Origin of the sequence: Olleya marilimosa CAM030 (genome assembly GCF_000518485.1) — a bacterium.
Lineage (GTDB): Bacteria > Bacteroidota > Bacteroidia > Flavobacteriales > Flavobacteriaceae > Olleya > Olleya marilimosa.
This window is the reverse complement of the sequence record NZ_JADR01000006.1, coordinates 92,119-105,559: the sequence shown is the minus strand read 5'-3', so window position 1 is coordinate 105,559 and position 13,441 is coordinate 92,119. Positions and strand designations below refer to the sequence as shown.

Sequence of the window (13,441 nt, the reverse complement as noted above, 5' to 3'; positions counted from 1 at the left end):
TTTTAATGTTGAGTTTATTGAGCTTTGAATTATTTAATTGTTAGATTTAAAGACACTAGCAGCAAACTACCTGAACCAGAATACCTTTCGGCCCAGACCTCTATATAATCGCCTTGATCTAACCTTATGGATCCAACAACAGATACAGCTCCTACATCATTGTTACTCCCTACTTGTCTGTATACTTTTGAATCGTTTTGAATCACTCCGTTTTTGGCTATATAAAAAATATAGATGGAACTATTATTATCGCCTTGAAAGGAAATACTACTAGAAATCTGGAAACTTCTAGTTTTTACACCATCATAAACCAATCTATTGTTGATTGGCGCACTAAATCTAAATAAGTTATTAGAATAAGATAAGCCTTCTAATTTTGTTGGTACTCCTGATCCAATTGCTGAAAAATCTGTTTCATAACCACTACCTACAGGAGCTTCTAAATGTAAATCTCCTATTGAAGCATCATCAGTTTCTAATTGTAAACCTGTTGCGTCTACATCCCAATTGCTATTAAATTTATAGCCTGCGTACGTATTTGTTGTATAACCTTTTAATCTGCTACCATCTCCTGTAAAACTTACTTGTGCAATTGATGCAGCAATATTAATAGTTGGGTTACCACTAATATCCATTCCTGTTTCACCAGAATCTACCACTACGCGACCGTTAGCCATCTGTAAGTTATTAAATGTACCTGACAAAGTCAAAAATGTTCCGCTATTTCCGTCTGTCCAAAAGACTTTATCCATATAAAAATTAGAGATATTTGAAGCGGCGATTCCATTTGCTGAGTTTAATACCTGCAAAACTTCAAAATAAAATGTATTTAAATTGCTGAATGTTCCCACAGACGAAGCACCAACTATTACTATACTGTAAGCTATTAAATTTTCAGCTCCTGATCCAGAAATGTTAAAGACTTGCTGGTTATTACCATGAATGACAACATCTTTAAAATGTCCGCCTTTAGAACCACTAAAAAAAGTTGTTCCAGAATCGTTTATTAAAGCATCTTCTCCAGTGTCCCTACCGCTTACGTAAGCACCATTTAAATCGACTGGAAAATCAAAGTTTATACTTCCATTGATTTCATACAAATAGTTTTCGTTTAAAAGATATTTTGATCCTCCACCTGAAACTAATTCATCTGCTAAGTCAGAAATATCTTTAACTAACTTATAGTTACTACGTTTAATTTCGGCCTTTAAAGCAGTCCAATTAGTACCATCATAAAAGTAAAAGACATTAATATCTGTATCAAATACTAATAACCCTTTTGCTGGATTTGAAATAGCTATACGTTGCGCAGAGGTCATTCTAGGTGCTAACACTCCTTTTTCTGTTGAGTTTACCTCTAACATTGCAGACGCGTCTGGAGACAATGTTCCGATACCTACTTGAGCTACTGCTTGAAAAGTTACACTAATAAAAAATACTATAATTAGTGCTGTGTTAATTTTTAGCTTTAATACACTCATAATTAGTAGTTTATTATTTTTTGAGTTAATTCTCCCGTTGTTGTTACGACTTTTACAACGTATAGTCCTTGGCTTTGATTAAAAGGAATTTGCACTTTGTTTGTGCTATTTATATTATCATTTAATCTTAAAATTTCTTGACCTAAAACATTGTATATCGTGATGTTTTTTAGCTGCATTCTATCACTATTATTAACTACCACATTTTTATTTCCGTCATAAAATACACTTAGATTAGTTAATGTCTGATCTGTTGTTGATAACGAATTTTGAGGCACAAAAACTAATGAGTATCTATCCAAGTGATCACCAATTGGCAGGTTTACATTAAAATTAGCATCTGTTAAATTATGTGTTGTATTAAGAATATTATCTTTTAAGTAAACTGTGTGTTGAAAATTTTCAACTTCATCAATCATAATTTGATGTGATCCTGTTTCTGATATTAATAAACCCAAAGGAAACTCCATAGTTTCGTTAAAAGTATTAACCCCTTGAATTGCATATTTTTTATCCAAATCTTGTTCTATAACAAAAAACATTTCATCATCTCTACATATTTTAAGTAGTGCATCATATCCTGGATTATAGTTTACATCTGCAGCAGAGTTGGGTAAAAAACCAAGAAGTAATTGCCTATGAAAGCCTTCTGGATCTTCATAACCTAGACGTATAAATTGATCTTGATTTTCTGTTTGTTCATTTTGATTTCTATAAAAAATAGCGTCGCCATCAGATTCCTTTTTAAAGTCCCTTTGAGAGTTATTAAATACTATAGTTCCGGATGCATATGCTTTGATAAAGAAGCCTTGACCAATTGGCAAATATCTTTTTGGTAGCGTTATACTTCCCGCTGTACCCAATCCACCAATTAAAGTAGAGAACAATGAAGGTGGAGTCCCTCCTGTTAAGTTTCTAATAGCGTAACCACCTAAATAATTAGATAATACATGTGATGTTGATCCACCATCAACCCAAAAATATAGTGCATCAAACAACGAAGCGTTATCAAGGATAAACTTATTAGAATCAAAAGCTGAAGGATATGGATTACCTATTAAAGACTCCTCTCCAGCATTAATAGACATTGTATATTCTCCGTTATTTGGTGCTCCATAAAACACGTAATTTTGATCTGTTCCTGAAGCTCCAGTACCTTTCATTGTGTAACCTTCTCCTGGATTTAATGCACTATTTTGATCTAAAGCTACCCAGTCATAATACGAACCAGTACCTTGGATATATTTATACAACCACATCGTGTTTATAGATAATGCTGTTGTTACCTCTCCTGCGCCATTAGTAATGGCTGGTAAACCATTATAAGGTGCTCCAGAAATAAAGGACATTTGAGATGGCGTAAATGGATTAAGATTAGAGTCTGTACCATCATATTTACCGTTTAACAATGAAAATGTACCACCATTATTAATTGGTGCACTCCAATAATTGTATTTAAAAGCTGAAGCAACACCTTGTTGATCCACTAATATTTTTCCGGAATTAACTGTATTAGCATCTAAACCAACATGAGATTGTATTAATTGAGATTCTCCATTTAATCTTACGTCTCCATTGACTAAATTTAGTTGATTAGAAATGTTTAATAAAAAACCATCTGCAACAGACAGTCCTTTGGTATTTGTTGCTGTAATATCAACTTCTAGATTATTAAAATTAATATTATTGGATGATCCAGAAATACTTAATAACGGATTTACGGTACTTTTAAAGTAGGTTGTACCAGTGGTTGATGTAGTAACACCGTTATTAATAAAACTGTCATTAAGGTATAGGTTACCGTTAGCACTTAACGTAGCACTAGTTTTGTTTGTGTATTCATTTTCAAAATATACATCTGTTGTAGACGAAATTTGTAAAACACCCTCGTTTACAATTTGCGCATAAACACATAGTAGGTTAAAAACAATTAAACAATGAGATAGAATATATTTTTTTCTCATGATGTTAGGTTTTGGGGATTAATAAAAAATAGTTAGTTATTGATTATATAATTAGGTTAACTGCTCTCAAAATAGAGAGCTCTTGACTCTATACAGTATTGTGTTGCGGTTTCAAAATCATTACATGTAATATGTGGTGTTAAGGGATCGTATATTCTTTTATAAGATGCAATTAGAAGTTTTACGCCTATTGAGTTTAATATGTAAGCTTCAGAAATTCTTAAATTATTTAATACGCTAGATTTAGCTATAAAATTTGCTGCTTCTGTCGAAAAAGTTCCGTGAAAGCCTCTTAAATCTATTATAAAAGGCATTGGATTTCCTTGACATAAATTAGCTATAATATTTATATATTTTTTTGCTGTGGTAAGCTCTAGAGTATAGTAATCCTCAATACTATTAAATTGAAGGTTTATAATATTATTACCATCGGTCCAAAATTTTGCATGTCCTACTTTTTTTACGTTTTCCATGTTTTTAGTTTAATGAGTTATACATTCGGTTATCGTCTATGCAATATTGTATTGCCGATTTATTACATTTAAAAATCACATCTGGAAGTGCAGGATTACAAATAAAACTTTGAATGTTTAATAACATTTTTAATTTATAGGAATTAACTAAAAATGTTTTAGATAACACTAAAGATTTAATTAATGTGTTTTTAGATAAAAACGTAAATACTTTAATAGCGTTAGAAAAATTTAACTCTTTTAGGTCAATTAAAATTGGCATGTGCACATCTTTAGATAGCATAAATATTTTATTTAAAAATATGTGCTCAATATCTTTTATTTTATTATCATCATCTAAATCAGTTAAATCATTCAAAATTTGGCAATAGATCACCTCTTGATCTACCCAAAATTTGAAATTTTCAATTAATTTATCGTCCATCATAATTATTGATTTGTAAAATCTAAACCAATACGGATGCCACAAATATAAAATAGAACAAAAAAAATCATAATATATTGATTTTCAATATATTATGATTTTTAAAAAGATTTATATTAATAAATGAAGTGTCGGTATTCCGTGTATTGAAATTATTAAAAAAAACAACTCACGGAATACCGTTAGCGTTAATTAGGCTTAACTATACCTAATTTACTCATTTTATCGCGTAATGTACTAGGTTTTAACCCTAATACTTCTGAAGCACTTTTAGATCCACTAATTTTCCAGTTACAATCTTCTAAGACTTGTAAAATATGATTGCGTAAAACAGCATCTAAACTTAGGTCTACACAATTAATGCGTTGTTTGGATTTTTGATTAGAGGTTTCAAAACCTGGTATCACTAATGTATCACTATTGGATAATATTAAAGCGCGTTCAATTAGGTTTTCTAGTTCTCTGATGTTTCCTGGCCAATTGTAAGCTTTAAGTTTAGACATGGCATCATCTGATATATATTTAATCTGTTTATCATAGGTTTTACCAAATTTATCTACAAAATGCTCAACTAACAGTGGTATATCATCCTTTCGATCTCTTAAGGCAGGAACCGCAATTGGAAATACATTTAATCTAAAGTATAAATCTTCTCTAAATTGCTTTTTCTGGACCTCTGCTAATAGGTTTCGGTTTGTTGCAGCTATAACACGCACGTCAAGCTTTTTAGAGCCAACACCACCAACGACTTCAATTTCTCCTTCTTGTAAAAATCTTAGAATTTTAGGTTGCATGTCTAATGGTAGTTCTCCAATTTCATCTAAAAATAAGGTTCCTCCATCTGCCAGTTCAAATTTTCCAACCTTATCATTATACGCACCAGTAAACGATCCTTTTTTGTGACCAAATAATTCGCTTTCAATTAGCTCTCTTGGTATTGCAGAACAATTAACTTTTATTAATGGCTTACTGTTTCTGTTGCTTATATTGTGTACAGCTCTAGCTAGCAACTCCTTACCTGTACCAGACTCTCCCAATAATAATACGGTAGCATTAGTAGGTGCAACTTTTTCTATTTCGTTTAACACATTACTAAACTCTACACTACCATAAACCATTTCTTCAAAATTAAAAACCAGGTCTAGCTCGTTACGTAAATAGACGTTTTCTTGTTCTAATTGGTTTCTTAAAAGGTTTAACTCTTTATTGACTTCTAAAAGTTTTTCATTAGTTAAAGCTATTTTATTTTCTGCTATTTTACGCTCTGAGCTTTCAACCATAAGCGAAATAATACTAGCAATAGAGGTTACAAAACTTTCTTCATCTGCATTAAAGACTCTATTTACGTTTTTAGTTTCAAAACTTAAGATTCCATAATGGTCGTTACGACCATAGATTAAAACATCAATTCTGGATGCTATATTATTGGGAACAAAAAATTGTTTAGCAAACCCTTTAGTTATTGGATTAGATATTACATTGTTAATATTAATAATGTTTTTGTGTTTGAAGGCTTCAAAATAATCTGGAAAAGTTTCTTTTTTAATTATTAATCCTTCTGTATCAAAAGTTTGGTGCTCTTGGTTATAAAACAACTTGCTTACTAACTCTGTTTTATCCTTCTTAAACTCCCAAATAGTAACTAAATCTGCCTGAAGAGCTTCTGCAGATGTTGTGGCAATTTTTTTTAAGGATGCTTGTAAATCTTCACCTATTAAGGTCGCTAATTTTAATATGACGTCTTTTTTCTGAGTAGACTTTAAGGCTATTTGTTTTAATGTTTCTTTTATTTTTAAGTCCTCAGAAATATCTTTTATAGTTGCAAAAATTGCTAAAACATCTCCTTGGTCATCATAAATAATACCTGCTAAGAATGATGCTATAAATCTAGTTCCATTTTTTCTGATAAATTCTAGCTGAAAAGAAGGAGCTTGGCCTTTTGCTACTTTATCTTTAATCTCCATCATGAGTTCATAATCCTCTGGCCTTGCAAAAGGATAAGGTAAATCCATGCCAATAAGTTCCGCTTCGGTATATCCTAAAATATCACATAATGAATCATTAACCTTCATGATAGTACCCTCAAGATCGACCATTAATAAACCTTCTTGCATTGACATTACAAGGTTTTCAGTAAACTCATTGGCTATTTTAAGGTCTAATTCTGCCTTTTTACGCTCTGTAATATCTTGGATAGTCCCTACAAAACTTGAAGGAATATCATCTACGTAAAACACCTCTCCTAAACCATGAATCCATTTTACCTGTTTAGTTTTGGTACTAATAATTCTATATTCTAAATCAAACTTCTGATTTAGTTTTTCGCTTTTTATTACTGCATCTTTTATTATTGCTCTGTCATCAGGATGTACTATACTTTTCCAAAAGTCAAAAGATATTTTGTTATCCGTTTCATACTCCACTATATCATTAAAAGTATCCGAAGTTTTAGCTATCAAGTTTATAAGGTCAAGATTAAAACTTCCTATTTTGGCTATTTTTTGAGCGGTTGATAGTGATTTTTCACTTTCTTGAATTTTAATTTCGGCAGTTTTACGCTCAGTAATATCTTGTATTGTTCCAAAAAAGCTTTTTGGTTTACCGTTTTGATAAGACACTTCACCTAAACCATGTATCCACTTTAATTTATTATCGGTTTTAGAAAAAATTCTATATTCTAAATCAAACTCACCTCCAGTTTTTATACACTTATCAATTTCTTCACTATTTTTTTTAGCATCTTCTGGGTGTGTAATGTCTTTCCATAATTTTCGAGAAATGGCATCCTCCTGCTCTAAACCTGCAATCTCTTTAAAGGTTATTGAGGCCTGAGCTAAACTGGTCTCTAAATCTAAATAGTAGCTACCTATTTTAGCTATTTTTTGAGCTTCTAATAAAGATTTTTCATTTCTCTGAAGCTTTAATTCTACTTCTTTACGCTCAGAAATATTTTGCATGGTCCCTATCATTTTAATAGGGTTTGCGTTGTCATCAAAAAGTAACTCGCCTATACCTTGCACCCAAATTTCTTTTTTGGAATCAAATTGAATAATACGATACTCCTTATTAAATCGTTTATTGTTTTTTACACAGCTTTCAAAATAATTTAATACTTCTACTTTGTCCTCTATATGAACAAGATCAATCCAACTATCTATTGTTTTAACATAGTTGTCATCTATTCCTAAAATTTGATATAATAGCTCTGTACAATCCCATGTCATTGTTTTTAAATCGACAGCGTATGATCCTAGATTGGCTACTATTTGGGATTGCCTTAAATTATACTCGCTTTCTAATAATTTGGCTTCTGCTTTTTTACGTTCAGAGACATCACGCACTATAGCTAGAACTTTTCCGTCTTTTTGAAGTTTTGCCGAAATCTCTACATCTATTATTGTTTGGTCTTTACACATGAGCTGTCTATCAAAAATAACAGCTTCGCCTTTAAGTATGGCGTCTCGAACTACTTTATTTTGAATAACATCTCCAATTATAAAATCTTGAATTTTTAATTTTAAAAACTCCTTTTTTGTATATCCTAATGTTGTATAGGTTGCTTTATTAAATGTATGAATGACGCCATCATAGGTGTAGGTCAAAATTGCGTCTGTGGCTTGCTCTACTAAGGACTCATAAGACTCTTCTTTTTTCTTTACTTCCTCAGCCATTTTAAACTTTACAATAGCCATTTTTGCTAGGCTTACTGCAGAGTTTAATTCTCTTATATTTTCAAAAGTGGGCGTTTTTATATTGCTACTGTAGATTGCGAAGGTTCCAAAAACCTCATTTTTCTCTGACAGTATTGGAATTGACCAACACGATTTTAAATCAAAACCAACTGTTAAGTGTTGGTAGTCTTTCCAAAGTGGATCTGTAGTAATATCTGACACTATAATCGGCTTTTTTAAATAAGCAGACGTACCACAAGACCCTACATTTTCACCAATTTTTAAATTTTTAATGGCTGCACAGTAATCCTTTGGCAAGTTTGGTGCAGAAATAAGTTTTAGATGCTCTTTATCATCATCTAGTAAACTAATAGATAGGTAAAACTCTGGACGTATGAATTGATAGTTATGTATTATGTGATTAAAGACCTTTTTAATTGAGGTGTTATTGGCTATTAAATCTAATATTGCGTTTTCATTAGTTAGTTTTAACTCTATTTTGTTTCGTTCGGTTATTTCTTTTTCTAATTCTAAATTTTTTTGTTCTAATTTACTTATTAAACGTTTACTATATAGTTTTAAAACTTCTTCTTCTGTAAACTCTGTATTATCTTTAGGTTTTGTAAAAGGGTTAGACTTATCTAATAATCTTTGTACTAAAGCTATTATGTGATCTGGGTCTGTTGGTTTTCTTAAAAAACGTGCTGCTCCTAGTTTTAAGGCAAAGTCTTCGTCTACTTTTTCTGTATAAGTTGACGTGTAAAACACAAACGGTATATCTTTTAGTTTTTCATCTTTTTTACAAGCTTGACATAGCATATAACCATCCATTACTGGCATTAATATGTCAGAAATTATTAAGTCTATCCTTTTTTCTGTTAATTTATCTAATGCCTCTTTACCGTCATTAGCTTCTACAACATTATATCCTGCTTGTGATAAAATTACTCTTAATAAATATAGATTTTCAAAAACATCATCTACTATCAAAATTGTTTTCATACCAATTTATTTCTGGTTTTTTACAAGATACACTTCTTGCATTTGATTTATAAAAGTATCGGGATTTATAGGTTTTTCTATGTATCCATCTGCTCCTACTTGCATCGCTTTTTCTTTATCACCTTCCATCGCATATGAGGTTACTGCTATAATTGTCGTGTTTTTTGCTAAATCACTATTTCTTAACTGGTCACAAATTGCATAACCATCCATATCTGGCAATTGTATATCTACCAATATTATCTCTGGATTATTTATTCTTGCTAATTTTAGTCCTTCAAAACCATTGTTGGCTTTTAGTACTTGATATTGATTTTTTTCCAGTAAATAGGATAACATATACATGTTTTGCATGTTATCTTCAATTATTAAAATAGTAGGCATCATGGGCTTTGATGTTAAGAATAGTAATAGCTTTATAAATATATTATTTTTTAGTATTTAAAATAATTTTTGACAATGTTATTTATTATCTAAGGGCATTAAAGGTAGTGTAAAGGTAAAATTACTACCTTCTCCAAAGGTACTTTCTACAGATATTGTACCTCCTAATTTTTCAATTAGGTTTTTACTAATTGACAAGCCTAGACCTGTGCCTTCATGATTTCTATCCAAACCACCTTCTAACTGAGTAAATGGCACAAATAGTTTAGTGATGTCCTTTTTGTGTATACCCATACCTTGATCGATAACTTGAGTAATTAGCATGTTATCCTTAATATCTACTTTAATAGTAATAGTTCCTTTTTTTGAAAATTTAATGGCATTAGACATTAAGTTTAACAATACTTGCTCCACTCTAACCTCATCACTATTTAAAATAATATCTAAGGTTGAAATTTGTGGTAATATTTTAATCCCTTTTGCTGATGCTTGCGGTTGTAAAAAATTAATTGTTTTTTCTAACGATGCTAAATAATCAAAACTACTGTAAGACACTTTTAATTTACCTGCTTCAATTTTAGATATATCTAAGATGTCGTTAATTAAACCCAGTAAATGTTCACCACTATTTTTAACCATTTTGATTTGCTTTTTTTGCTCTTCGTTTAATGGTCCTGCTAACTCTTTAAGTAAAATACCAGTAAATCCTATAATAGAATTCATAGGTGTCCTTAACTCATGCGACATAGTTGCCAAAAATGCGGATTTCATTAAATCTGCAGATTGTGCTTTAGCTTTTTCTTTTTCTAACTCTAAGGATTGAAAATTTAAATCCTCAAGCAAATTTAATAAAGCGTCTTTACTATCATTAAGCTCTTCTGTCCTTACATTAACTAATTCCTCTAAATTGTTTTTATATTTTAATAATTCTTTCTCGTTATTTATTCTTTCTGTAACATCTGAGGCTATCCCAATATATCCAAAAACATTATTTTCTTCGTCTAAAAGTTTTGTAGCCTTTACTGTTAAAAATGTGATTTTACCTGTATTATCCTTAAACCTAAGATCTGTTTTAAATTTGATATTTGATGACATTGCCATTTCCCATTCATCAATTATCTTATTTTTATCCTCTGGATGAAAAGCTTCTAACCAACCTTGACCCATAGCATCTGCATAGCTTATTCCTGAAAGTTTGATCCAATGCTCGTTTACATAAGTACACTCGCCTTTATGATTAATATTAAATATAGCTACTGGTGCGTTTGACGTTAAGCTGCGATACAATAGTTCGCTTTTTTTAAGACCTTCTTCACTTTTTATTCGCGCTGTAATATCCTGAACTATTCCAAACGATTTTTCGGCAACTTGGTTTTTATCAAAAATAGTTTCGCACTGCTCGTCTATGTATTTAATTTGATTATCTTCAAGTTTTAAACGATAGGTAATGCGATATGGAACTTTATTTATTATGGAATCTGAGTATGTTTTTGATACAAATTCTCTGTCTTCCGGATGTATAGCTTCCAGCATTGCTTGATGTGAAACTTTAAAATGTTTTGGATTTTTTTTAAAAATTCTAAACATCTCGTTAGACCAAGTTAGTTTGTTTGTTTCTAGACAAAGCTCCCAATTACCTAGTTTTGCAATACGCTGGGCTTTATTAAGGTTAGACTCACTTAATTTGATCTGATTCCTGCTAGTTTGATATACTTTATTTAATTGTGATTTTTGCTTTTTAAGCTCTATGTTAATTAATTTATGAATACGTTCTGAGCGTCCTGCAAAATACCAAACGCCAAAACTGCTTATTAAAGTAAGTAAAAAACCAATTATAGCAAAAATGATTGCTGTATTAAAATCTAGTTTGGTTGGGATAACATATAGCTTCCACTCTCCAAAGGTCATCTCTATTGGCACAGCATATGCCTGATAACCAGAAACATCATTATCTAAAAAAAAGTCCTCTTCTCCTGTCTTTTGATTTACTCTAGATAGTTGATATATATATTGCTTATTATTGGAAGGATCTATATTTAAATCTTTAAAAAAAGTTGATAATTTGGTTACTACCGCAGAAAATCCAGCAAATTTATAATCAATAATAATGGGTTGGCGACTAACTATGCCAATACCTCCTTGTTTAAGGTTAACTGGACCTGCTATAAAAAAATCATTTCTTTTAATTGTTGCTAAAGCACCACTACTAGCCTCCTTACTATCTATAATATTATACCCAATTACATCATTATCTTTTAATGGATAGACATGAGTAATAAATCCTTTACTATCCACCAACTCCACAACATCAAAATACTTACTACGGTTTAACAACTCTACAGCTATGTCGTCAAAGTCCTCAGGAATTCCGTTTCTTTCTACTATATATGCCAAGGATTTAGTTGCTGAATAACTAAACATAACTAAAGATTGTAATTTTTCTTCAATTAAATTTACTTGATTAGCAATTTCTCTTTTCTGATTATTTTCGTTAATGTAATATTTTTGGAATGTTATGTATTGCGTTAAAAACAGTAATAATGCAAAGGTTATAAAGCCTGCTACTAATGGTTTTTTTAATATTGAATAAAATTGAATAAGCTTCATATATAAAAAGAATCAAAAAAAATTATGTGTTATTGTTTATTTAAGTTATCGATTTCTTCTTCTAATTTTTTAATTGTATTTTTTAATTCTTTCATTTTTAATTCACGTCCAATAAATAATTTATTCATACGCTGTAGTTCGGCATTCTTAATATTAACCTCTTCTGTCCTACTATTAACAAGTTCTTCCAGTTGATGCCTATATAGATCTAGTTCAATTTCTGCTTTTTTACGATTAGTAATATCTCTAATTGTACCAATTATAAATTTACTTCCACTTTTATCAACGTATCTAGTTTTTCGTGTAGAAATAGTTCTAGTATTGCTGTTTTTGACTGTTAAGGTTTCTTCACTTATGTTTTCAATTCCTGTTTTTAAAACTTCTGTATCGACTTTTAAAAAAGCTTCTCGTTCTTGCTCTGCTACCTTTTCTGCTAAAGTTTTACCTATTACAAGCTGCCTATTAGTATCAAACATTTTACAAAAGGCATCATTTACTATTAACAATCGACTTTCTTCGTCTTTTACAAATAATGGATCTCCAATGTTATTTATGATAGCATTTAAATCGTTTTTACTTTCAGATAGTAATTCTTCTGTTTTTTCTTGATTAGAAATATCTAAAAAATAAATAGACATACCTCCAGTATCTGAAGGGTAAAATCGACAATCAAACCATTTTTCATAGGGTTTAAACTCGCCTTTAAAATATTGTGTAGATTGGGTTTCTAATGCCTTACAAAAAGCTTTATAAAAAGGATGTCCTATTATCTCAGGAAAAACTTTCCATATGTTTTGGCCTATCAAATCTACGCCTTTTTTTCCTATTAGCTGAATTGCCTTATTATTAGCATAGGTGTAACATAAATCTTCATCTAATGTGACAAATCCGTCTGATATATTACTTAAAGTAATTTGTAGTTGTTGATTTATTTTACGCTGTAGAACTAAGTCTAAATACTTTTTTCGATAATTTAAAATTGTGAAAACTTCTTGATTCCAAGATTGATTGTTTAATGCTTTAAAATCAACATCTGCTATATTTTGAATAAAGCAAACGTAGGCTATAACCTTATCTTGATTATTTTTTATACTTGCAAAAAATACGGTTACAGGAAAACGCTTCCCGTTTTTGTGCATATAGATAATTTTAAATTCTCTTTTTACATGATCTTTTGAAAGCTCATTAAAAAGCATTTTATAATCTTTATGCAACTCTGGTGGCCAAAAAGGGAAAGGTAGTAATGCTCCTGTCAATTCTGTTTTATCAAAACCTGTTAAACGACTTAAGGCATCATTAGTTAATACAATTTCGCCTTTTGGCGTTATTATTATTAATCCATCTTGAAGCGACTCAATAAAACTATCCGAAAACCCATATAGCTTCTGTAATTGCTCAGCTAATTTAATGTTTGCATCGCTCATAAAACAAATTG

General features: G+C 30.6%; 8 protein-coding genes. All 8 read right to left on the bottom strand.

Features of this window, described 5'->3' with window-relative positions:
* Positions 1–29: 29 nt before the first annotated feature.
* Positions 30–1,481, bottom strand: coding sequence for a phage tail-like protein (locus M890_RS0107855; protein ID WP_028283007.1), 1,452 nt, complete (start codon positions 1,479–1,481; stop codon positions 30–32).
* A 2-nt stretch (positions 1,482–1,483) separates the two neighbouring features.
* Positions 1,484–3,445, bottom strand: coding sequence for a T9SS type A sorting domain-containing protein (locus M890_RS0107850; RefSeq protein WP_051437485.1), 1,962 nt, complete (start codon positions 3,443–3,445; stop codon positions 1,484–1,486).
* Between the two features lie 56 nt (positions 3,446–3,501).
* Complete coding sequence (locus M890_RS0107845; protein ID WP_028283005.1) at positions 3,502–3,918, bottom strand: DUF7793 family protein; 417 nt, start codon at positions 3,916–3,918, stop codon at positions 3,502–3,504.
* Positions 3,919–3,922: 4 nt separating this feature from the next.
* Positions 3,923–4,345 carry a hypothetical protein gene (locus tag M890_RS0107840; RefSeq protein ID WP_157243267.1) on the bottom strand — a complete coding sequence of 141 codons (423 nt, stop codon included), beginning with the start codon at positions 4,343–4,345 and terminating at the stop codon, positions 3,923–3,925.
* A 185-nt stretch (positions 4,346–4,530) separates the two neighbouring features.
* The gene (locus M890_RS16930; protein ID WP_051437484.1) at positions 4,531–9,015 is read right to left on the bottom strand and encodes a sigma 54-interacting transcriptional regulator; all 4,485 of its coding nucleotides are present in this window, start codon (positions 9,013–9,015) and stop codon (positions 4,531–4,533) included.
* Positions 9,016–9,021: 6 nt separating this feature from the next.
* Complete coding sequence (locus M890_RS0107830) at positions 9,022–9,402, bottom strand: response regulator (RefSeq protein WP_028283003.1); 381 nt, start codon at positions 9,400–9,402, stop codon at positions 9,022–9,024.
* Positions 9,403–9,477: 75 nt separating this feature from the next.
* The gene (locus M890_RS16440) at positions 9,478–12,006 is read right to left on the bottom strand and encodes an ATP-binding protein (RefSeq protein ID WP_051437483.1); all 2,529 of its coding nucleotides are present in this window, start codon (positions 12,004–12,006) and stop codon (positions 9,478–9,480) included.
* Between the two features lie 29 nt (positions 12,007–12,035).
* Complete coding sequence (locus M890_RS16435) at positions 12,036–13,430, bottom strand: PAS domain-containing protein (protein ID WP_028283002.1); 1,395 nt, start codon at positions 13,428–13,430, stop codon at positions 12,036–12,038.
* Positions 13,431–13,441: the final 11 nt, after the last annotated feature.

Bases quoted from the DNA above. Each gene is read 5' to 3' on its own strand.
- M890_RS0107850 (WP_051437485.1), bottom strand. From the start codon at position 3,445: ATGAGAAAAAAATATATTCTATCTCATTGTTTAATTGTTTTTAACCTA.
- M890_RS0107845 (WP_028283005.1), bottom strand. From the start codon at position 3,918: ATGGAAAACGTAAAAAAAGTAGGACATGCAAAATTTTGGACCGATGGT.
- M890_RS0107855 (WP_028283007.1), bottom strand. From the start codon at position 1,481: ATGAGTGTATTAAAGCTAAAAATTAACACAGCACTAATTATAGTATTT.
- M890_RS0107840 (WP_157243267.1), bottom strand. From the start codon at position 4,345: ATGATGGACGATAAATTAATTGAAAATTTCAAATTTTGGGTAGATCAA.
- M890_RS0107830 (WP_028283003.1), bottom strand. From the start codon at position 9,402: ATGATGCCTACTATTTTAATAATTGAAGATAACATGCAAAACATGTAT.
- M890_RS16435 (WP_028283002.1), bottom strand. From the start codon at position 13,430: ATGAGCGATGCAAACATTAAATTAGCTGAGCAATTACAGAAGCTATAT.
- M890_RS16930 (WP_051437484.1), bottom strand. From the start codon at position 9,015: ATGAAAACAATTTTGATAGTAGATGATGTTTTTGAAAATCTATATTTA.
- M890_RS16440 (WP_051437483.1), bottom strand. From the start codon at position 12,006: ATGAAGCTTATTCAATTTTATTCAATATTAAAAAAACCATTAGTAGCA.